This is a genomic window from Pseudomonas sp. DW-iso3 (genome assembly GCF_058725305.1).
This window is the reverse complement of record NZ_JBZXDZ010000006.1, coordinates 80,412-99,269: the sequence shown is the minus strand read 5'-3', so window position 1 is coordinate 99,269 and position 18,858 is coordinate 80,412. Positions and strand designations below refer to the sequence as shown.

Genomic DNA, 18,858 nt, shown 5'->3' with positions numbered 1-18,858 from the left:
ACCTGTGAATACATTCAAATGTGGGAGCTGGCTTGCCTGCGATAGCTCTATCAGCCCTGCCACTTCCCGCCTTCAACAATCACGCTCTCAGGCTTGGTGTCGTCGCTCAGCTCTTTACGCACATATTGGTCGTACAGCTTGAGCAGGAACTTCTCCTCACCCAACTTCGCCAATTCGGCGTTCACCCAGTCGCGCAGTTCGATGTTGCCCTTCTTCACGGCTGGTGCGATCGGCGCTTCATCACCGAGTTTTTCTTCCAGCACACGGTAGCCCGGGTTCTGCTTGGCCCAGCTGAACAGCACCAGGTTGTCCTGGGCATAGGCATCGCCACGGCCGGCGGACAGCGCCTGCAGCGATTCGGAGTTTTTCTCGAACTTGAGCAGCTTCCAGTCCGGGTGGTTCTTGGTCAGCCAGATATCAGCGGTGGTGCCGGTGGTGACGATGGTGGTGCGGGTGGCCAGGTCATTCAGGCTTTTTACCGCGCTGTCGTTTGGCACCAGGGCTTGCACCGCGACCTTCAGGTTGGGGTTGGTAAAGTCGACTGCTTCCTTGCGCTCAGGCGTCACGGTCATGTTGGCGAGGATCAGGTCGACCTTGTCGCTTTGCAGGAATGGAATGCGGCTGGCCGGTTCGACAGCCACGAACTCGACCTTGTTTTCATCGCCCAGCAGGTCTTTGGCGAATTGGCGGCCGATGTCGGTATCGAAACCGACATAGCGCCCCGCTTCGTTGACGAAACCGAACGGCGGTTTGTCGGTGAAGACGCCAACGATCAACTTGTCCCGCGCCTTGATCCTATCGATAGCGCTGACGGCGGCAGCCGCAGGTTTGGTGGGCTCTTCGGCCTTCTTATCGCAGCCGGCCAGTAACGCAACAGCAAACAGTGGCAGCAGTAACTTTTTCATATCAGCTCCAGTTCCTTGGTTTTTTTGGGCAGTGTTGAAACAAAGGAGAACTTCTCCAGGAACTGCTGCGCGCGTGCGGTTTGCGGGTTCGTAAAGAATGCCTCGGGGGTGTTCTGTTCGAGGATGCGACCGGCCTCCATAAACACCACGCGGTCGGCGACGGCACGGGCGAAGGCCATTTCGTGGGTGACGATCAGCAGGGTCATGCCATCGCGGGCCAGGCCCTGGATCACTTCCAGCACTTCCTTGACCATTTCCGGGTCGAGGGCGGCGGTGACTTCATCAAACAGCATGACCTGGGGGTTCATGCACAACGAGCGGACGATGGCGATGCGTTGCTGCTGCCCACCGGAGAGCTGGCGCGGGAAGGCGTCGCGTTTCTCGGCCAGGCCTACGCGCTCCAGCAGTTTCTCCGCTTGCTCACGGGCTTCGCGCGGATCGCGTTGCTGTACTTTCAGCGGGCCGAGCAGGATGTTGTCGAGCACGCTCATGTGCGGGAACAGGTGATAACTCTGGAACACCATGCCGATGTCCTGGCGCACCTGGCGCCAGTCGGTTTGCTTGTCCAACAGCTCATTGCCGGCAAACCGCAGGCTGCCGCTGTGGGCCACTTCCAGGCCGTTGAGGCAACGCAGCAAGGTGCTTTTTCCACAGCCACTGGGGCCGAGGATCACCACCACTTCGCCGCGTTGCACGCTCAGGTCGATGCCCTTGAGCACCTGCGCTTCGCCGAAGAATTTGTTGAAACCCTGAAACTCGATCAATGCGCTCATGCTTGCGTCCAGCGCCGTTCCAGCACCTTGGAGGCGGCCGACAACGGGTAGCAGATAAAGAAGAAAAACAGGAACAGCACGCCGTAGATCAACACCGACTCATAGGTGCGCTCGATGATTTGCTGGCCGACCTTGATCACATCCACGACACCGATCAGCACCGCCAGGGAGCTGGTCTTGATGATGCGCGTGTAGACGTTGAGGGTCGGCGGGGTCATGCGTTTCAGGGCTTGAGGCAGCAGCACATAGCCGTAGAGTTGCGGGTCGGAAAGGCCAATCGACAACCCCGCTTCGCGCTGGCCACGGGGCAGCGAATGCAAGGCGCCGCGCACCACCTCGCCCACTTCGCTGGCGCCCCACAGCGACAGCACCAGCACCGCGCACCAGAAGCTCGGAAGGCTCAGACCGAAGAAAATCGGCAGGCCGAAAAACAGCAGGTACAGCCACACCAGCACCGGGATCGCACGGAACAGCTCCAGGTACACCCGCAGCACCGCGTTGATCAGCCGGTTGTTCAAGGTGCGAAGCACGCCGTACAGCACGCCGCCGACGGTGCTGAAAGCGATGCTCAAGAATGAAATAGACAGGGTTTGCGCAGCGCCCTTGCCCAGTTGCGGCAACGACACCCACAACAACTCAAGACCCGAACTGGCCATGCTGGAGCCTCCTTTCCAGGCGGCTGAGCAGCAGCGACAGCGGCAAGAACAGCAGCACGCAGATCAGTGTCAGCGCGGCGAGCATTTCATAGGTCTTGTAGTAGAGGGCGATGTAGCTCTTGGTGGTGTAGAGGATCTCCGGCACCGCCACGGCGGAGACCACGGTGGTCTCCTTGAGCAGGAAGATGAAATTGGCGAACAGCGCCGGCAGGCTGAGGATGCCGGCCTGGGGCAGGATCACATGACGCAGCAGCTGCCAGTCCGACAGGCCGATGGACTTGCCCGACTCGACCTGCGCCAACGGCACCGCTTCCACCCCCGCGCGCAGCACTTCGGTGAGGTAGGCGCCGCCGAGGAAAGTCAGGGTGATGATCGCCGCCCAGAACCCGGAGATATTGAAGCCCAGGGCCGGCAGCGCGAAGTACACGAAGAACAGTTGGATCAGCAGCGGCGTGTTTCGCGCCAGCTCCACATAGAGCGCCACCAGGCGCGACAGGTAGGGCGTTCGAAACACCAGCAGCGCCGCGTTGATCAGCGCCACCAACAACGAGGTGGCAATGGCGATCAAGCCCACTTGCAGCGTCACGCCCACCGCTTTGAGAAAGGCCGGCAGGGTGCTGAGGATAAATGCGAAATCGAAGGTCATTTCCAGTCCATGAGCCGCACGGGTAATGCAGCAAGCGCAATCCGATCCGGCGTGGGTAACGCCGGGTAGCGCGAACTTTAAAGGTATAAAAAAGAAAATTTAAATACCCAAATAGCATATTGATATCACCCAAAAAGATAACCCCCGAATTCGCGGGTTTGGCGGGTGGCAGCTATGGTTGGGGGGTCTGAGATTCGAGGGATTGAACCATGAAGGAAGTGAAACCGATGGATCCGCAGGAGTTGATGAAGTGGTTGGTGGCGTTGCGCAGGGCGCTCAATAGCCGCGCTCTGTAATCCAATGGAGATCCAAATGTGGGAGCGGGCTTGCTCGCGAAGGCGGTGGATCAGTCAACCCATCCGTTACTGACAGACCGCTTTCGCGAGCAAGCCCGCTCCCACCGTTTTGATGGTGTTCCAACCATAAAAAACGCCGACGCTAAATAAGCCGTCGGCGTCAAACCTTGAAGGGGGGTTGGGTTACATCAGAACGCAGGCACTACCGCGCCGTTGTACTTCTTCTCGATGAACGCTTTGACTTCCGGGCTGGTCAGGGCCTTGGACAGTTTCTGGATAGCGTCGCTGTCCTTGTTGTCCGGGCGAGCCACCAGGAAGTTCACGTACGGCGACTTGGCATCTTCGATGATCAGCGCGTCTTTGGCGGGGTTGAGACCCGCTTCCAGGGCGTAGTTGGTGTTGATCACGTCAAGGTCAACCTGATCCAGCACGCGTGGCAGCAGCGCCGATTCCAGCTCTTTGAATTTGAGGTTTTTCGGGTTGCTGGCAATGTCTTTCGGCGTGGACAGGGCATTGTTCGGGTCTTTGAGCGTGATCAGACCATTCTTTTGCAGCAGCAAGAGCGCACGGCCACTGTTGGAGCCTTCGTTCGGGATGGCCACGGTGGCGCCATCTTTGAGTTCGGAAATGTTCTTGATCTTTTTCGAGTAACCACCGATGGGTTCAACGTGCACACCGACCACTGTCACCAGGTTGGTGCCCTTGCCCTTATTGAAGTTTTCCAGGTACGGCAGGGTCTGGAAGTAGTTGGCGTCCAGGCGCTTCTCGGCAACCTGCGTGTTGGGTTGCACGTAGTCGGTGAAGACTTTGATCTGCAGGTCCACGCCTTCTTTGGCGAGGGTCGGCTTGATCAGCTCCAGAATCTCGGCGTGCGGGATCGGGGTCGCGGCAACCACCAGTTTCTCGTTGGCTTGGGCGAAGCTTGCAGTCAGGGCAGCCGCCAGTGCGGTAAACAACAGAACCTTTTTCATGCAGTGTCCTTATCGGAATTCCGGGGCGTCTCTGACGACCGTTTTTATGAGCGGTACCAGCGAAGTGCTATCGCGGCGTGAACGGGACAATACCTAGATTTTTTATTCCCGAACAATATCTTTTATTCACGTTGATATTCCATTTTGTTCATGCAGGAATTTACGCAGTGTTTCCTGCTCGGCGGGGCTGGCACTTTGGAAAATCCGCTGCACCTGTTCCAACGGCGAACCCGCGACCGGCAAGTTCAAATGCTCGGGCAAGATTTCATCGCCGCTGCTCACCAGCAACGCAAAGTGAATGACGTTTTCCAGCTCACGGGTATTACCCGGCCAACTGTGGTGTTCAAGCACCCGCTGGGCGGCGTCGCTGATCAGCGGCACCGGCAGGTCCAGGCGCTGGCTGTAGATACCCAGGAAGTACTCGGCCAGTGACAGGATATCCCCCACGCGCTCGCGCAGTGCGGGCAAGTCCAGCCGCCCTTCGCTCAAGTAATGGAACAAGCGCTCATGGAACTTGCCGGCCGCCACCGCCAGGGCAAGGTCGATGCTGGTGGCGGCGACAAGGCGCACATCCACCGGGCTGGGCTGATGGGCGCCGACGCGGGTGACTTCGTGGTTTTCCAGGGCGGCCAGCAGTTTGACCTGGATCGGCAATGGCAAGTCGCCGATCTCGTCCAGGTACAAGGTGCCGCCATTCGCCGAACCGAACCAACCGGCCCGGCTGCTGGCCGTGCCACTGTGGCTACCGGCTGCGTAGCCGAACAATTCGGCATCGGCGTAGGTCGGGCTGATGGCACCGCAATTGACCGAAACAAACAAGCCGGTGCGGTCGCTGCCGCGGTGGATGTGCCGCGCCAGCAGTTCCTTACCGCTGCCGGTCTCGCCGCGAATCAACACGGGCAAGGCGCGCGGCGCGAGGCTTTCGAGCTCTTCGCGCAGTTGCCGCGAACGGGGATCGAAAAATACCAGCGCCTTGGCGCGGATGCTCAGCGGGCTTTTTTCCGCGTCGGGAAAGGTCAGCAACGGCTGGCCGTAGGTTTCATGCAGACTCATGGCAGGCTCCCGCCCCCAATCCACTTAAGGGACGGGGCGTTGAAAAATGTTCAGGCAGTGCGCCGGGCGTGATGCTCAAGGCGGCTTTGCAGACGATAGAGGTAGGCGAAACCCTGCTCCCAACGCCGGTGGCCGGACTTCACATTGATATGCCCGGCACCGGACAGAATCCCGGCTTCGGCCCCCCAATGGCGTGCCAGCTCCAGAGCCCGAGGCGCGCTGACGGCACTGTCGTTGTCGGAACTGACCACCTGGCTCGGGAACGGCAACAGGTCGGTAGGGATGGGCGCAAAATTACGCAAGGCGGGGGCACACGCCGGGCGTTCGACATCGGCCGGGGCCACCAGCAAAGCGCCGCGTACCTGGCGCAGGAAGTGCACCGGCGCGGTGGCCGCCCAATGCGCCACGGTGATGCAGCCCAGGCTATGGGCGATCAGGATCACTGGCGTGCTGTCGGCGGCGATGGCCTCGGCCAGCGCGGCGACCCAGTCTTCACGGCGTGGGGTCAGCCAGTCGGCCTGCTCCACGCGGGAGCTGTTGGGCAGGCTGTTCTGCCAATGACTTTGCCAATGATCTTCTGGCGATCCTTGCCAGCCCGGCACGATCAGATAACGAATCGACTCGCTGTGCATGGGTGTGCCCTCCTGCAGCGTTTAACGTTGCTGAACAGTATAGGGACGAGTGTTACATTCCTTAAGGAATAAGAAGCTATTTATTAATAACCAAAATCTCATAAACACTAAAGCCCGCTCCAACGCTTCACCGTTGCCAGGGCGGAAACAACACAACCGACACGCCTGCATGGGAGGCCGTTTTTGAATGCCTTTCCGGCGTAAAAAATTCAGAAAAAGCCATCGCTCAGACAGGGCTGTTCGCACACAAATCAAGCAGCTGGCGTTGCAGGCTCTGCCCCGCCGCACCCAAGCCACTACGGCCATACAGCGCCAGCCGCACGCCTTGCACCCTGGGCAAACCGCTGTCCGGGCCCAGTACGCTATGCCCAGCCTGTACGACCCGACGGGGCAGCAAACTAATACCCAACCCCGCCGCCACCGCTGAACACACACTCGCCAGGCTCGCGCTGGAATACCCGATGCGCCAGCGCCACCCCCCCACCTCCAGGTGTTGCAGCATTTCATTGCGGTACAGCCCCCCCACGGGAAAGGCCACCAACGGCAAAGGGTCACGTCCCAAGGATGGCGTGTTGCGGCTGTCCACCCAACACAAAGGCTCCGGCCACGAAGCCAGGCAGTCATCACTCTCGCCCATCTGCTTGACCAGCAACACATCGAACTCGCCGCTACGGTATTGGCGCTGCAGCTCGGGGCCAAGGCCGCTGGTGACTTCCAGGCGCACCCTGGGAAAGGCCAGCACAAAGGCCGACAGCAGCGGCATGAGCCGTTCCGACGCAAAGTCCTCAGGTACACCGAGGCGCAGCACGCCGTCGCTTTGCTGGCTGATCAACACGTCGGCGGCTTCTTCATGCAGCGCGAGGATGCGTCGCGCATAGGCCAGCAGGCGCTCGCCTTCTGCTGTCGCCACCACGCGGCGCTGGTCGCGGTTCAGTAGCTGGCACGCCACCGCCTCTTCCAGGCGGCGGATCTGCTGGCTGACCGTGGATTGGGTCAGGTGCAGGCGCTCGGCGGCGCGGGTGAAATTGCCGCAATCCACCACGGTGACAAAGCTACGCAACAACACGGGATCGAACATGGCAGTCACCATTGCGTTTGCCACTGATTGGCATGGTTATATTTAATTTCAGAATACCTCGCCCACTGCCCATACTTCACCCTCCATCCTGCCCAGAGGGGTCTCCATGAGCGACGCTCAACAGCACCTGCCCGACGCGGCCATGACCACGCTGTATCACCCGTGGAAAAACCTGCATGACCCTGAATAAATCCCTCGCCGGCTGGGGGCTGCTGGTGGTCCTGGGCCTTAATCTGCGGCCGATTCTCAGCTCCATCAGCCCGTTGCTCGGCGAGATTCGCCTGGCCACCGGTTTGAGCTTCCAGAGCAGCGCCCTGCTCACCAGCCTGCCCGTGGTGTGCATGGGCCTGGTGGCACTGGTAGGCGTGCGCGTTGAAGCGCAACTTGGAGAGCGGCGTGGCATCGCCCTGGGCCTGATGATGATCCTGCTGGCCTGCCTGGCCCGCTGGTTGATGGGCCAGGGCTCGACGTTGCTGGTGACCGCGTTGCTCGGCGGTGCCGGTGTCGCGTTGATCCAGGCGTTGGTGCCGGCGATGATCAAGCGCGAGTTTCATCACCGCGTGCCGGTGGCGATGGGCGTTTATTCAGCGTCGCTGATGGCCGGTGGCGGGCTGGCGGCGCTGCTCAGTCCGGTGGTGGCCACGCATTTCCAGCAATGGCAGGCCGGGCTCGGCGTGTGGCTGTTGCCGGCACTGGCCGCGCTGCTGTTGTGGGCCTGGTTGCCGCTGGGCGCGGCAAAAAGCGCAGAGGTCATCCCCGCCTTCAAGGGCCTGCGCAACCGCCGTGCCTGGCTGCTGGCGCTGTATTTCGGCTTGGTGAACTGCGGTTACATGAGCATGGTGGCGTGGCTGCCGGCCTACTATCAGCAACTGGGCTGGGACGTGCTGCCCAGTGGCTCGCTGCTGGCCTTTATGACCATCTTCCAGGTGATCGCCGCGCTGTTGATGCCGGTGCTGGCGCAACGCGGGATCGATCGTCGGCCACTGCTGTGGATCAGCCTGCTGGCCCAGACCCTCGGCTATCTCGGCCTGTTAATGGCGCCGCTGCAGTTTCCTCATCTGTGGGTGGCGCTGTGTGGCTTCGGCCTGGGCGCGTGTTTTGCCCTGAGCCTGTTGCTGACCCTCGATCACCACCGCGACCCGCGCCAGGCCGGGCAACTGGCGGCGTTCGTGCAAGGCGTGGGCTTTTTGATCAATGCAATTTCGCCATGGTTGACCGGATGGCTGCGCGAACTCACCGGCAGCTTTGTCAGTGCCTGGGTGGTGCTGACCGTAACGGCGGTGGCGATGCTGGTGGTGACGCGGGTGTTCAGTCCCGCGACCTACCGCACGGCCCCCGCTCTATAACCCCGCTCTATACATAGGCATTCAAGATCGGCAGTCCGGCGCCATCGACCTGGCTGCCGAAAATGCCTTCGCCAATGGCCAATTGCAGGGGTTGCACGGACGCAATCTGCCTCATGCAGTGGAGCGCCTCAGCAACCGTTGCGGGATGATCAGCCGCGCTGGGGTGCGTTTGTCGCCTGCGGCGAAGGTGCTGATCGAAACCCTGCTGACGGTGGAAAGCCAAGCCGATTAGCCCGCGCAAACGTCCCGAAATCATTGAAGCGCACCCCCATCTCAGCCATCACCTTGTGGGCCACTTTGGCGGTCATCTGACGGATGTAAAACGGTTCCTTCACCACAAAATGGTGAATGCCGTGGGTGCTGCCGAAGTTGAAACAGAACGCCTGCAACGGCCACATCCACCAGGGGTTCAATACCTGGGTCTGCTGGATCACATTGCCCAGCTCCACATCGCCGTAGTAGTGCATGTTGGAGCTGACAAAGTGCAGGCAAAAGGTGCGCAACACGTTAGGGCCGATGATCACCACGGCAGCGATATCGATCACCTGCATCACCTGCACAGTGTCGGCGGACCACGCGATGGGAGCGCCGAGCAGACTGGCAATGCCATTGGCGGCATGAAAGCCGAGGAACACGTACCACGCGCCCCAATGCAGCAGCGCCAGCGGTGCATACACCAGCAGCGAGCGCTTGAGGATGGCCAGTTTGTGCGTCCAGGTCTTGGCCCGCAGGATGCGGATGAAGGCCGACATGACGTTATCGCCGACCATCAGCAACCGCGCAAACCCCCAGGGTTCTCCGTTGGTGATGGCGCGCTCTTCCATATCGGTTTCGGTGCCGGAGACCTTGTGATGGTTGAGGTGCAGGTGCCGGCGCACCCACGGGTTGATGGTGCTCGGCCGCGCCAGCCACACCAGGCCCATCATCAGGTTATGGGGCAGGCGCTGCTTGCGAAAGTACATGCTGTGGATCAGGTCGTGTTCCAGCTCGTGGGTCAGCGAGGCCAGGAACGCGTTCAGCAGCAAGCACACCCACCACGCCATGTGACCTGTGATGTAGAGCGCCGCCGAGCCCACCATGCCGAGCAGCGCAAACGCCAGAATGCTCGCGCCCAGCGCGTCCTGATGCAGCAGCCAGGGGTGCTGCCGGCGCAGGCGCACGCCTTCGGCCAGCACCACTTCACGGATATGCGCCGAGCGCTGTTGTGCGTTCATCTGCTGGGGACTTGCAGAAGTACCGTCCATGCTTCCATCCTCTGGTGATTGATAGCTGCATCCTGGCCCAAGCGGTCCGCCAGGGCATCAGCTCCACACGCCAACCTGTTGACCGCAAGCGCCAATCGCCATGACCGAACCCACTTCCCTCGCCAGCTGGACCCGCGCCCTGCGCAAGCAGCTCGACGCCCTGGGCCTCGACAGCGGCGCCCTGTGCCTGCAAGCCGGGCTCGACCCGCAGAAGATGGACGATCCCAATGCGCGCTACCCGCTGTCGGCCACCACGCGTCTGTGGGAATTGGCGGTACAGGCCAGTGGTGATCCGGCGATTGGCTTGCGAGTGTCGCGGTTTGTCAGCGCCACCACTTTTCATGCATTGGGGTATGCGCTGGTGGCCAGTGGGAGCTTGCGCGAAGTGTTCGAGCGCATCGTGCGATATCACCAGGTGGTCAGCGATGCCTTGAGCCTGGAGCTGAGCGGCGATGGCGAACGTTATCGGTTCCGCCTGCTGCAACTACCGGGCAGCCCGGCGCCGGCGTTCGAGGCCATCGATGCATTTGCGGCGATCTATGTGCGTACCTGTCGCAACCGTCTGGGCCGCGAGTACGCGCCGCTGGCGGTGTACCTGCGAAGGCCGGAACCTGTTGACCCGAAGCCTTGGCACACGGTGTTTCGCGCGCCGGTATTTTTCGATGCCGAGGAGGACCGTCTGGAGTTCGCCGCCGAGGATTTCGACAGCCACCTGGACGACGCCAATCCCGAACTGGCCGAGCACAACGAAACCGTGCTCAAGCGCACCCTCGCCCAACTGCAACCGCTGACCTGGGAGCGCAAGGTGCGCGCGGCCATCGAGGCGCAATTGCCGGATGGCGAGCCGAGTGCCGAGCGCATCGCCCAGGCCCTGCACCTGAGCCTGCGCAGTTTGCAGCGGCACTTGGCGGATGAGGGCTGTCGGTTCGATGCGTTGCTCAGCGAGTGCCGGGAAAACCTGGCGTTGCTGCACTTGCGCGATCCGCACTGTTCATTGGCCGAGATCAGCCATTTGCTCGGCTTTGCCGATACCAGCAGCTTCAACCGTGCGTTCAAGCGTTGGACGGGGATGACACCGGGGCAGTTTCGGGATGGATTGCGGTAGGCAGATTGGTGCTGGATAGGGAGGCCTCTTCGCGAGCAAGCCCGCTCCCACAGGGGAACGTATTCCATGTGTGGGAACGGGCGTGCTCGCGAAAGCGCAGGTTCAAGCACTGGGCATTTCAGCTCAATCAACGCCCGCGATCGCGCCGCAACACCTTCTTCACCCGCGCCACCAGCGTCTTGGCCTCAAACGGCTTGAGCAAATAGTCATCCTCATGCAACTCCAACCCGCGCAGGCGATCTTCAATCCCGCCCGGCGTGGTCAGGAACAGCAGCGGCGTCTCGCCCTTCTGCCGGATCGCCTGCTGCAGTTTCCAGGCATTGAGCCCCGGCAGCATCACATCCAGGATCACCAGGTCGTACTCGACGCCCTCGACAAACCGCTGCGCCGCCATGCCATTGACCGCGACTTCCACGCTGTAGCCGGCCTCGTTCAGGCCCTGGGCCATCCGCTGTGCTTCTTCGGATTCATGTTCCACTAACAGCACACGCATAACACACCTCGTTTGATAGGCCTGCAGGCTAACACCCTCAGGTGTGCGCCGCCTGCCGTAGCCGCGGTACGTCGAGGATTTCAATCTCGCCATAGCCCAGACGCACAAGGCCCTGGGCTTGCAGATCCTTGAGCAGCGCGTTGGTGGTCTGGCGCGACAGGCTCAACATCGCTGCCAGGTCTTCCTGGGGTAGATGCAGTACACGCTTTGAATGCTCGGTATCGCCATAACCTTCAACAATCATCAACAAACGATGAGCCAACCGAACCGAGGCCGGCATCAGGCTGAGCTGTTCAAGGCCGATAAAACTCAGGCGCAGCTTCTGGCTCATCAGCAGCGCCAGGTCGCGCCAGTACCTGGGGCTGTCATCGAGTATGTTCAGCAGCGCCTGTTGTGGGACCTGCAGCAACGTGCAAGGCCCGACAGCGCAGGCATCGTGGGTACGTGGCAAGCCATCGAACAGGCAGATCTCGCCGAACCAAAAGGGTGACTCCACCAGGCTGAGAATCGCTTCCTTGCCCTGCTCGTTCACCGCACTGACCCGCAGGGTGCCGTCGAGTACCGCATACAAACCACAGGGTGGGTCGCCGCGCTTGAACAAGTACTGTCCCGCCGTGAGCGGCCTCAATCGGGCCTGAGCCAGCAAGCTATGCTGAAAAGGCAAGGGCAGGTGACTGAACCAGTGACCGGTGGCCAACCGGGAGCGCCATTGGTCTGCATCCATGTGAACTCCGAAGATTGTCGCCCAGTTGACAGTACGCCACAGGCTGACAGGGCATGATCAAACATCCTACAGGAGGAATAACAATGAAAAGCCTCGTCGACCATCTCAGTCAATACGCCGCCTACCACCGAGACCCGCGCAACATCGCCAGCCACTTTATCGGCATCCCGCTGATTGTCGTCGCGGTCGCCGTGCTGCTGTCACGTCCGGAATGGGATGTCAGTGGGTTGTGGATCTCACCGGCCGTTCTGCTCGCGCTGTTTTGCGCGTGGTTTTACTTGCGCCTGGAGCTGGCGCTGGGTGTGCTGATGACGGTGCTGATCGGCTTGTCGGTGTGGGCCGGGCATGTGCTGGCGGCGCAGAGCACAATGGTGTGGCTCAGCAGCGGCGTGGGGATGTTTGTGGTGGGTTGGGTGATTCAGTTTGTCGGCCACTATTACGAAGGCAGGAAGCCGGCGTTTGTGGATGACGTGTCGGGGCTGATTGTAGGGCCGTTGTTTGTGGTGGCGGAGCTGGCGTTTCTGCTGGGGTTGCGGCAGGGGCTCAAGCAACAGATCGAAGCGCGGTCGGGGCCTGTGGCGGTGCGCGCGAAAAACGCCACGGTCTGACAGACCCTAGAGATCAAATGTGGGAGCCGGGCCTGCCCGGCTCCCACAGGGTTTTGCGCTGTCTGGAGGCTTAGGCTTTTTGCCAGACCTTGGGCTTGAAGAACAGGGTCTCGCCGCGCGCCAAACCGGTCAGGCTATCGTGGTCTTTCACCACTTCGGCTTCGATAAGTTCGCTCTGGCCTTCAACTTTCAACGTCACACGCGTGGTCGCGCCCAGCGGGCGAATATCCCGCACTTCGGCGGCGTGATGGTCTTCCAGCTCATGGCGCGACAGCGACACTTCATGGGGACGGAACAGCACGTGTTTGTCTTCACCCACGTGCAGGCGGTTCGAATCACCCAGGAAGTGGTAGACGAAGTCGCTGGCCGGGTTTTCGTAGACGTCACCCGGTGAGCCGATCTGCTCGATCACCCCCTTGTTCATCACCACGATGCGGTCGGCGACTTCCATGGCCTCTTCCTGGTCGTGGGTCACGAACACCGAGGTCAGGTTGATGTCTTCGTGCAGGCGCGCCAGCCAGCGGCGCAATTCTTTTCGCACCTTGGCGTCGAGGGCGCCGAAGGGCTCGTCAAGCAGCAGCACTTTGGGTTCCACCGCCAGGGCGCGGGCCAGGGCGATACGTTGGCGCTGGCCACCGGACAGCTGCTCCGGGTAGCGATCCGACAACCAATCCAGCTGCACCATATTCAGCAGCTCATGCACCTTGACCGCGATCTGGCTCTCGCTCGGACGCTGGTTTTTCGGCTTCATGCGCAGGCCGAAGGCGACGTTGTCGAACACGGTCATGTGGCGGAACAACGCATAGTGCTGGAATACGAAGCCCACGTTGCGATCACGCACGTCATGGCCGGACACGTCTTCACCGTGGAACACGATGCTGCCGTCATCCGGGGTTTCCAGGCCGGCGATGATGCGCAGCAAGGTGGTCTTGCCGCAACCGGACGGGCCAAGCAACGCCACCAGCTCGCCACTCTGGATGTCCAGGTTGATGCTGTTCAGGGCCTTGAAGGCGTTGAAGTTCTTGCTGACATTACGGACTTCGATCGACATGACTTATTCCTCAGCCGCACCGGCGCGCAGGCGGTTAATACGGTTCTCGCTCCACTGCTTGAGCAGCAGGATAAAGAGCGCCAGGATCAGCAACAGACTCGCCACCGCAAACGCGGCAACGTGGTTGTATTCGTTGTAGAGAATCTCGACGTGCAGCGGCAGGGTGTTGGTCACGCCGCGAATGTGGCCAGACACCACCGACACCGCGCCGAACTCACCCATGGCCCGTGCGGTACACAGCACCACGCCGTAGATCAGACCCCATTTGATATTCGGCACGGTCACATGCCAGAACATCTGCCAGCCATTGGCGCCGAGCAGACGCGCAGCCTCTTCTTCCTGGGTGCCCTGCTCCTGCATCAGCGGGATCAGTTCACGGGCCACAAAGGGCACGGTGACGAAGATGGTCGCCAGCACGATGCCGGGCAAGGCGAACACGATCTGGATGTCATGGTCCTGCAACCACGGGCCAAAGAAACCCTGGGCCCCGAACATCAGCACATAGACCAGGCCGGCGATGACCGGCGACACCGAGAACGGCAAATCGATGAGCGTCACCAGGATGCTTTTGCCACGGAACGAATACTTGCTCACGCACCACGCGGCGCTGACGCCGAACACCAGGTTGAGCGGCACCGAAATCACCACGGCGATCACCGTGAGTTTCAGCGCCGACAACGCATCGGGTTCGAGGATCGCGGTGAAGAACGCACCGAGGCCGTTCTTCAGGCCTTGGGTGACCACGATAAACAGCGGCAACAGCAGGAACAGCGCGAACACCAGCCAGCCGAGGCCGATCAGGATACGTCGGGACGCAGCGCTGCCACGGCGGGCGGCGTTGGCCGAGGACGCGGCGGAAATAGACGATTGGGACATGTTCCGCGCCTCCTTATGGACGTTCGATGCGCCGCTGCAACAAGTTGATCAGCAGCAGCAGGACAAAGGAAACCACCAGCATCAGCACGCCGATGGACGTGGCGCCGCGGTAGTCGTATTGGTCGAGCTTGACCATGATCAGCAAGGGCAGGATCTCGGTTTTCATCGGCATGTTGCCGGCGATGAAAATCACCGAGCCGTATTCACCGACGCCACGGGCAAATGCCAGGGCGAAACCGGTCAACCACGCTGGCAGCAACGCGGGTACGAGGATGTGCCGGAACACCTGCAACGGCTTGGCACCCAGGCAGGCGGCGGCTTCTTCGACTTCCCGAGGGATATCGGCGAGTACCGGCTGCACCGTGCGCACCACGAACGGCAGGGTGACGAAGGTCAGCGCCAGGGTGATGCCCAAGGGGGTATAGGCGATCTTGAAGCCCAGGTCGGCGGCGAACTGGCCGACCAGGCCGTTAGGCGTGTACAGCGCGGTCAGCGCGATACCGGCGACGGCGGTGGGCAAAGCGAACGGCAGGTCGATCATCGCATCGATGATCTTGCGGCCGGGGAAGGTGTAACGCACCAGCACCCAGGCGAGCAGCGTACCGATCACGCCGTTGATCAGCGCGGCGTACAGCGCGGTGCTGAAGCTCAGTTGCAACGCCGCCAACACGCGCGGTGCGGAGATGATGTTCCAGAACTGATCCCAGGTGAGTTGAGCGGCGTGTACAAACATCGCCGCGAGGGGGATGAGTACGATCAGGCTGAGGTACACCACGGTGTAGCCCAGCGTCAGCCCGAAGCCGGGTATGACGGGGGAGATACGACGCGACATAAGAGTCCTTGGTTAAGGGAAAACCACTGAAGGCACACACGTCCTGTGGGAGCTGGCTTGCCTGCGATGCAAGCGCCTCGGTATGTCAGTCACACCGCGGTGATGCTATCGCAGGCAAGCCAGCTCCCACAGGGCAAAGCGTGCGCCGCCAGATTGCGTTATTGCGCGGTGTAAATCTGGTCGAACACGCCACCGTCATTAAAGAATTTCGGTTGGGCAGTTTTCCAGCCGCCGAAGTCTTTGTCGATAGTCACCAGGTCCAGTTTCGGGAACTGCTGGGCGTATTTGGCGGCCACTTTTGCATCGCGTGGGCGGTAGAAGTTCTTGGCCGCAATCTCCTGGCCAGCCGGGCTGTACAGGTGCTTCAGGTATTCAGTGGCGATTTCGGTGTTGCCCTTTTTCTCGGCGTTCTTGTCGACCACGGCCACCGGCGGCTCCGCGAGGATCGACAGGGAAGGCACGACGATATCGAACTTATCAGCACCGCCATCTTCTTTCAGGGCCAGGAAGGCTTCGTTTTCCCAAGCCAGCAACACATCACCCTGACCGTTGTTGACGAAGGTGATGGTCGAACCGCGAGCGCCGGTGTCCAGTACGGGGACGTGTTTGAACAGCTCTTTCACGTATTCCTGGGCCTTGGCTTCGCTGCCGCCGGTTTTCAGGCCATAGGCCCAAGCGGCGAGGAAGTTCCAGCGGGCGCCGCCGGAGGTTTTCGGGTTCGGGGTGATCACGGACACGTCTTTCTTGATCAGGTCGCCCCAATCCTTGATGCCTTTAGGGTTGCCCTTGCGCACCAGGAACACGATGGTCGAGGTGTACGGGGTGCTGGCGTCCGGCAGGCGGGTCTGCCAGTTCTCCGGCAGGGTCTTGCCCAGCTTGGCGATTTCGTCGATGTCACCGGCCAGGGCCAAGGTGACCACGTCGGCGCGCAGGCCGTCGATCACGGCACGGCCTTGCTTGCCCGAACCACCGTGGGATTGCTGGATCTTGACGTTGTCACCTGGGTGGGACTGTTTCCAGAACTGGGTGAACTCCGCGTTGTAGTCCTGGTACAGCTCACGGGTCGGGTCGTACGAGACGTTGAGCAACTCGTAGTCCTTGGCAACGGCGGAACCTGCAAACACGGCGCTGGCCAGTGCGGCCAGGGCATAACGGCGAATCGACGACATAGAAGCTCCTGAAATTCTGGGTGTTGGCTTTTTCTTATAGTTGCGGGTCTAGCATGCGAATCGCCGTTCTTGCCTAGCTCGGCTTGTTGCCCGGGTTCTGCAGTCGGAATTTTTCCTTGCGTTCAATCTGTACCACTTGCGCGTTATGCACGGTGATTTCCACCGCACCAAACCGCAGATCGCGCAACGCGCTCTGGATCTCACGCAAAATGGCTGCTTCGTCCTGGCCGTCGACGCTACGTAGAGAGGCGCTCATGGTCTCGCTCCTTAAATGAATAGTGCCTTGCAGTGGCGGCACTGCTTGCGGCGTGAGAGCGATAGTAGATAAGCGCAGATATTCTTAAAAATACTATTTAAGAATGTTTATATAACCAGAAAGAATTTTCTGGTGTGACGTGGGGTTGCGCGCGGGTTCGGTGCCCGAGCACAGAAAATAAAGCCTTGAGAGGATCCATTTTGGCCGCCTTTCACTCTCGAATGGCGGGTGCTTTCGACCAATCGATCTCGCCCGCTGGCACTGGTCGACCAAACCAATACCCCTGCCCCAGGTCGCACTGCTGGTCGAGCAGGAAACGCGCCTGCTCCCGTTGCTCGATCCCTTCGGCGTGCACCTGCATGCCCATGCTTTTTGCCAGGGCGATCACCACGCGCACGATCGCCGCGTCGTCTTCATCCCACGGCAACCCGGCGACGAAGCCTTGGTCGATCTTGAGCTTCTGCACCGGCAGGCGCTTGAGGCGCAACAGCGACGAGTAACCGGTACCAAAATCATCGATGGCCAGGCGCAGGCCCAGCTCGCGCAGGCGGTGCAGTTGCTCCAGCGCCACCTCCGGGTCCTCCATCACGGCGCTTTCGGTGACTTCCAACTCCAGGAAAGCCGGATCCAGGCCGGTGTCGTGCAGCACCTGGGCCACCTGCTCGTACAACTCGCGCCGGGCAAACAGGCGGCTGGAGACGTTGATGGCGATAAAACTCAGCGGCGTACCCTGCGCCAGCCAATCACACATCTGTCGGCAGGCCTGGTTCATCACCCAGGCGTCGATATCGGCAATCAACCCGGTGCGTTCGGCAATCGGGATAAATTCCCCAGGCGGCACCAGGCCACGCTCCGGGTGTTGCCAGCGCACCAGCGCTTCGACGCCGATCAGGCGGCTGTCGTTGAGGTCATGCACCGGTTGGTAGTAGACGCACAGCTCTTGCTGCTCAAGGGCACGGCGCAGCTCACTGGCGATTTCCACGCGGTTCTGCGCATGGGCGGTCAGCTCTTCGGTGTACAGGGCGTAGCCTTCACGGCCAGCGCTCTTGGCCTTGAACAGCGCTGAGTCGGCATTACGCAGCAATTGCTCCGCGCTCAGGGCGTCGCTGGGGAACAGGCTGATACCAATACTGGCGCTGATAAACAGCTGGTGGCCGTCAAAGATGAAGGGCTGCTTCATCGCGTCCAGCATGCGCTGCGCCAGGCCCGCGGCCTGAGCCACCTGTGGACAACTTTCCGCCAGCACCGCGAACTCATCCCCCCCCAGGCGCGCCAAGGTCACGCCAGGGCCGAACAGCGCCTTGAGCCGTTCGCCGACGAGCTTGAGCAACTGATCGCCGACGTTATGGCCGAGGCTGTCGTTGATGATCTTGAAGTGGTCCAGGTCCAGCAACAACAAGGCGCAGCCACGCTTGTGGGTTTGCGCCGAGGCCAGCGCCTGTTCGGCGCGGTCGGTGAACAACAGGCGGTTGGGCAGGTCGGTCAGCGGGTCATGATGGGCCAGGTGAGCCAGTTCGTGCTCGGAGTCCTTGATGGCGCTGATATCGGAAAACACTGCGACGTAATGGCTGACCTGACCCTGATCATCGTGAATCACGCGAATGGTCTGCCACTGGGGATAAATTTCACCGCTTTTGCGTCGGTTCCAGATCTCACCGCTCCATTCGCCGGTGCGCTCCAGGCTCTGGAACATCTGCTGATAGAAATTCGACGAATGGCGACCGGACTTGAACAGGCTGGGCTGTTGGCCCATGACGTCTTCGCGGCTGTAGCCGGTGATTTCCATGAAGGCCCGGTTGACGTGCACGATCAGCCCCTTTGTGTCAGTGACCAACACCCCTTCACGAGTGCAATCGAACACAGCGGCAGCCTGGCGCAAGCGTTCGCGGTTTTCTTTCAAAGGCTGTTGCAGTTGGTTGGCCCGGGCAAATCGGGCGCAGATCAGGTAGATCGCCAAGGCGCTCAGTGTCACCCACACGTAGCCGCGCACCTGCAGCCAGTGGTTCAACTCACTCTGGTTATCGAGAAACTCGATCAATACGCGCTGAGTGACGCCAATCCACAGAACGGAAATCAACAGGTATACCAGCCCCGCACGTAGGGCACCCCGGTATGAAAACGGCATATGGTCAGTAATCCTTACC

At 60.8% G+C, this 18,858-nt stretch carries 20 protein-coding genes; 3 read left to right on the top strand and 17 right to left on the bottom strand.

The features are described 5' to 3' along the window. Window positions 1-50 precede the first annotated feature (50 nt). The 8 genes from AC4PS7_RS18420 to AC4PS7_RS18385 all read right to left on the bottom strand — a co-directional run bounded on the left by AC4PS7_RS18420 (window position 51) and on the right by AC4PS7_RS18385 (window position 7,010). A complete protein-coding gene (locus AC4PS7_RS18420; RefSeq protein WP_010214137.1) occupies window positions 51-905 on the bottom strand; it encodes a transporter substrate-binding domain-containing protein in 855 nt (284 codons plus the stop codon). Continuing rightward, window positions 902-1,678 (bottom strand): amino acid ABC transporter ATP-binding protein, encoded by a 777-nt coding sequence (locus tag AC4PS7_RS18415; RefSeq protein WP_010214139.1) that lies wholly within the window; start codon window positions 1,676-1,678, stop codon window positions 902-904. The genes AC4PS7_RS18420 and AC4PS7_RS18415 overlap by 4 nt, the downstream gene beginning before the upstream one ends. Further along, window positions 1,675-2,334, bottom strand: coding sequence for an amino acid ABC transporter permease (locus tag AC4PS7_RS18410; protein WP_010214141.1), 660 nt, complete (start codon window positions 2,332-2,334; stop codon window positions 1,675-1,677). The genes AC4PS7_RS18415 and AC4PS7_RS18410 overlap by 4 nt, the downstream gene beginning before the upstream one ends. Next, complete coding sequence (locus AC4PS7_RS18405; protein WP_492179676.1) at window positions 2,315-2,980, bottom strand: amino acid ABC transporter permease; 666 nt, start codon at window positions 2,978-2,980, stop codon at window positions 2,315-2,317. The genes AC4PS7_RS18410 and AC4PS7_RS18405 overlap by 20 nt, the downstream gene beginning before the upstream one ends. Window positions 2,981-3,464: 484 nt before the next feature. After that, the gene (locus tag AC4PS7_RS18400) at window positions 3,465-4,247 is read right to left on the bottom strand and encodes a MetQ/NlpA family ABC transporter substrate-binding protein (protein WP_010214145.1); all 783 of its coding nucleotides are present in this window, start codon (window positions 4,245-4,247) and stop codon (window positions 3,465-3,467) included. A gap of 126 nt (window positions 4,248-4,373) precedes the next feature. Continuing rightward, window positions 4,374-5,300: a sigma 54-interacting transcriptional regulator gene (locus AC4PS7_RS18395; RefSeq protein WP_492179675.1), complete on the bottom strand. Its 927-nt coding sequence runs from the start codon at window positions 5,298-5,300 to the stop codon at window positions 4,374-4,376. Between the two features lie 50 nt (window positions 5,301-5,350). After that, window positions 5,351-5,932 (bottom strand): alpha/beta hydrolase, encoded by a 582-nt coding sequence (locus tag AC4PS7_RS18390; protein ID WP_010214150.1) that lies wholly within the window; start codon window positions 5,930-5,932, stop codon window positions 5,351-5,353. A 226-nt stretch (window positions 5,933-6,158) separates the two neighbouring features. Beyond that, window positions 6,159-7,010, bottom strand: coding sequence for a LysR family transcriptional regulator (locus AC4PS7_RS18385; protein WP_431480244.1), 852 nt, complete (start codon window positions 7,008-7,010; stop codon window positions 6,159-6,161). A 176-nt stretch (window positions 7,011-7,186) separates the two neighbouring features. Here AC4PS7_RS18385 and AC4PS7_RS18380 point away from each other — a divergent pair, with 176 nt between their 5' ends. Next, window positions 7,187-8,356 carry a CynX/NimT family MFS transporter gene (locus tag AC4PS7_RS18380; RefSeq protein WP_492179674.1) on the top strand — a complete coding sequence of 390 codons (1,170 nt, stop codon included), beginning with the start codon at window positions 7,187-7,189 and terminating at the stop codon, window positions 8,354-8,356. 149 nt (window positions 8,357-8,505) lie between these two features. On the opposite strand, the gene AC4PS7_RS18375 is transcribed toward AC4PS7_RS18380, so the two are convergent. Next, window positions 8,506-9,600 carry a fatty acid desaturase gene (locus AC4PS7_RS18375; RefSeq protein ID WP_492179673.1) on the bottom strand — a complete coding sequence of 365 codons (1,095 nt, stop codon included), beginning with the start codon at window positions 9,598-9,600 and terminating at the stop codon, window positions 8,506-8,508. A gap of 100 nt (window positions 9,601-9,700) precedes the next feature. On the opposite strand from AC4PS7_RS18375, the gene AC4PS7_RS18370 reads away from it, so the two are divergent. Next, window positions 9,701-10,705 carry an AraC family transcriptional regulator gene (locus AC4PS7_RS18370; protein WP_198832201.1) on the top strand — a complete coding sequence of 335 codons (1,005 nt, stop codon included), beginning with the start codon at window positions 9,701-9,703 and terminating at the stop codon, window positions 10,703-10,705. 127 nt (window positions 10,706-10,832) lie between these two features. On the opposite strand, the gene AC4PS7_RS18365 is transcribed toward AC4PS7_RS18370, so the two are convergent. Both AC4PS7_RS18365 and AC4PS7_RS18360 read right to left on the bottom strand, forming a co-directional pair. Continuing rightward, on the bottom strand, window positions 10,833-11,198 hold the full coding sequence (locus AC4PS7_RS18365) for a response regulator (protein WP_492179672.1): 366 nt from the start codon (window positions 11,196-11,198) through the stop codon (window positions 10,833-10,835). 37 nt (window positions 11,199-11,235) lie between these two features. Beyond that, entirely contained in the window at window positions 11,236-11,922 is a 687-nt protein-coding gene (locus AC4PS7_RS18360; protein ID WP_010214163.1) for a Crp/Fnr family transcriptional regulator, read from the bottom strand. Between the two features lie 83 nt (window positions 11,923-12,005). Between AC4PS7_RS18360 and AC4PS7_RS18355 the strand changes: the two genes are divergently transcribed. Further along, window positions 12,006-12,530: an Mpo1 family 2-hydroxy fatty acid dioxygenase gene (locus AC4PS7_RS18355; protein WP_106119010.1), complete on the top strand. Its 525-nt coding sequence runs from the start codon at window positions 12,006-12,008 to the stop codon at window positions 12,528-12,530. A 70-nt stretch (window positions 12,531-12,600) separates the two neighbouring features. Here AC4PS7_RS18355 and AC4PS7_RS18350 read toward each other — a convergent pair whose 3' ends face one another. From AC4PS7_RS18350 to dibA, 6 genes are all read right to left on the bottom strand, one after another. Then, window positions 12,601-13,581, bottom strand: coding sequence for a sulfate/molybdate ABC transporter ATP-binding protein (locus AC4PS7_RS18350; protein WP_010214165.1), 981 nt, complete (start codon window positions 13,579-13,581; stop codon window positions 12,601-12,603). 3 nt (window positions 13,582-13,584) lie between these two features. Beyond that, window positions 13,585-14,457, bottom strand: coding sequence for a sulfate ABC transporter permease subunit CysW (cysW, locus tag AC4PS7_RS18345; protein WP_010214166.1), 873 nt, complete (start codon window positions 14,455-14,457; stop codon window positions 13,585-13,587). A 13-nt stretch (window positions 14,458-14,470) separates the two neighbouring features. After that, complete coding sequence (gene cysT, locus AC4PS7_RS18340) at window positions 14,471-15,289, bottom strand: sulfate ABC transporter permease subunit CysT (protein ID WP_010214167.1); 819 nt, start codon at window positions 15,287-15,289, stop codon at window positions 14,471-14,473. 158 nt (window positions 15,290-15,447) lie between these two features. Then, window positions 15,448-16,458, bottom strand: coding sequence for a sulfate ABC transporter substrate-binding protein (locus AC4PS7_RS18335; RefSeq protein WP_021491633.1), 1,011 nt, complete (start codon window positions 16,456-16,458; stop codon window positions 15,448-15,450). Window positions 16,459-16,531: 73 nt separating this feature from the next. Beyond that, window positions 16,532-16,714, bottom strand: a complete 183-nt coding sequence (gene oscA / locus AC4PS7_RS18330) for a sulfur starvation response protein OscA (RefSeq protein ID WP_003170956.1) — start codon at window positions 16,712-16,714, stop codon at window positions 16,532-16,534. 211 nt (window positions 16,715-16,925) lie between these two features. Then, a complete protein-coding gene (gene dibA, locus AC4PS7_RS18325) occupies window positions 16,926-18,839 on the bottom strand; it encodes a phosphodiesterase DibA (RefSeq protein ID WP_047544226.1) in 1,914 nt (637 codons plus the stop codon). Window positions 18,840-18,858: the final 19 nt, after the last annotated feature.

Coding starts and splice junctions, on each gene's coding strand:
- AC4PS7_RS18420 (WP_010214137.1), bottom strand. CDS start 905: ATGAAAAAGTTACTGCTGCCACTGTTTGCTGTTGCGTTACTGGCCGGC.
- AC4PS7_RS18415 (WP_010214139.1), bottom strand. CDS start 1,678: ATGAGCGCATTGATCGAGTTTCAGGGTTTCAACAAATTCTTCGGCGAA.
- AC4PS7_RS18410 (WP_010214141.1), bottom strand. CDS start 2,334: ATGGCCAGTTCGGGTCTTGAGTTGTTGTGGGTGTCGTTGCCGCAACTG.
- AC4PS7_RS18405 (WP_492179676.1), bottom strand. CDS start 2,980: ATGACCTTCGATTTCGCATTTATCCTCAGCACCCTGCCGGCCTTTCTC.
- AC4PS7_RS18400 (WP_010214145.1), bottom strand. CDS start 4,247: ATGAAAAAGGTTCTGTTGTTTACCGCACTGGCGGCTGCCCTGACTGCA.
- AC4PS7_RS18395 (WP_492179675.1), bottom strand. CDS start 5,300: ATGAGTCTGCATGAAACCTACGGCCAGCCGTTGCTGACCTTTCCCGAC.
- AC4PS7_RS18390 (WP_010214150.1), bottom strand. CDS start 5,932: ATGCACAGCGAGTCGATTCGTTATCTGATCGTGCCGGGCTGGCAAGGA.
- AC4PS7_RS18385 (WP_431480244.1), bottom strand. CDS start 7,010: ATGTTCGATCCCGTGTTGTTGCGTAGCTTTGTCACCGTGGTGGATTGC.
- AC4PS7_RS18380 (WP_492179674.1), top strand. CDS start 7,187: ATGACCCTGAATAAATCCCTCGCCGGCTGGGGGCTGCTGGTGGTCCTG.
- AC4PS7_RS18375 (WP_492179673.1), bottom strand. CDS start 9,600: ATGGACGGTACTTCTGCAAGTCCCCAGCAGATGAACGCACAACAGCGC.
- AC4PS7_RS18370 (WP_198832201.1), top strand. CDS start 9,701: ATGACCGAACCCACTTCCCTCGCCAGCTGGACCCGCGCCCTGCGCAAG.
- AC4PS7_RS18365 (WP_492179672.1), bottom strand. CDS start 11,198: ATGCGTGTGCTGTTAGTGGAACATGAATCCGAAGAAGCACAGCGGATG.
- AC4PS7_RS18360 (WP_010214163.1), bottom strand. CDS start 11,922: ATGGATGCAGACCAATGGCGCTCCCGGTTGGCCACCGGTCACTGGTTC.
- AC4PS7_RS18355 (WP_106119010.1), top strand. CDS start 12,006: ATGAAAAGCCTCGTCGACCATCTCAGTCAATACGCCGCCTACCACCGA.
- AC4PS7_RS18350 (WP_010214165.1), bottom strand. CDS start 13,581: ATGTCGATCGAAGTCCGTAATGTCAGCAAGAACTTCAACGCCTTCAAG.
- cysW (WP_010214166.1), bottom strand. CDS start 14,457: ATGTCCCAATCGTCTATTTCCGCCGCGTCCTCGGCCAACGCCGCCCGC.
- cysT (WP_010214167.1), bottom strand. CDS start 15,289: ATGTCGCGTCGTATCTCCCCCGTCATACCCGGCTTCGGGCTGACGCTG.
- AC4PS7_RS18335 (WP_021491633.1), bottom strand. CDS start 16,458: ATGTCGTCGATTCGCCGTTATGCCCTGGCCGCACTGGCCAGCGCCGTG.
- oscA (WP_003170956.1), bottom strand. CDS start 16,714: ATGAGCGCCTCTCTACGTAGCGTCGACGGCCAGGACGAAGCAGCCATT.
- dibA (WP_047544226.1), bottom strand. CDS start 18,839: ATGCCGTTTTCATACCGGGGTGCCCTACGTGCGGGGCTGGTATACCTG.